This is a genomic window from Neisseria sp. P0019.S003, from assembly GCF_051957115.1.
GTDB lineage: Bacteria > Pseudomonadota > Gammaproteobacteria > Burkholderiales > Neisseriaceae > Neisseria > Neisseria flavescens_D.
On the sequence record NZ_JBQCWT010000051.1, the window covers coordinates 1 to 505 of the forward strand.

The 505-nt window shown below is 51.5% G+C and carries 1 protein-coding gene; it reads right to left on the reverse strand.

Annotation, left to right across the window (positions count from 1 at the left end; translation table 11 throughout):
- Positions 1-125: 125 nt before the first annotated feature.
- On the reverse strand, positions 126-505 hold a 380-nt coding region (locus ACTHTS_RS11035; protein ID WP_440370061.1), incomplete at its 5' end, for a nitrous oxide reductase accessory protein NosL.

Here is a 505-nt window from a genome sequence, read left to right on the forward strand (position 1 = left end):
TCCGTACTATCTGTACTGTCTGCGGCTTTGTCGCCTTGTCCTGATTTAGTTAATCCACTATATAAAAAGGTCGTCTGAAAACCTGATGGATAAGGTTTTCAGACGACCTTTTTGATGGGAAGGGATTATTTGAAGATGTAGGAATCGGGCATTTCGTCGAAGCTGACGACGCGGCCGCCTTTTTCTTTGGCAAATTTCTCTGCTTGGGCTTTGTCGGCGAAGGGGAGGGCGTCTTCCGCACCCATGCCGCCGATGAAGCCGCTTTCGATGACGTAGTAGGCTTTTTTGCCGTCTATCCATGCGGTGTCGGCATTGGGTTTGCTCCAGTCTTTGACTTTGCCCATGTCGGTAACGTAGATGACGTGGATGCCTTTAGGCTCTTCGGGCAGCTTGGTGTAGCCGAACATCTGCTTGATGGTGGAGAACCAGACGGGGCGGTCGGGTTTGCCGTTGAGGTAGATTTGGGCTTTGGGGCCGTTGTGTTCGGTCAGGTTCATGCTGCAAT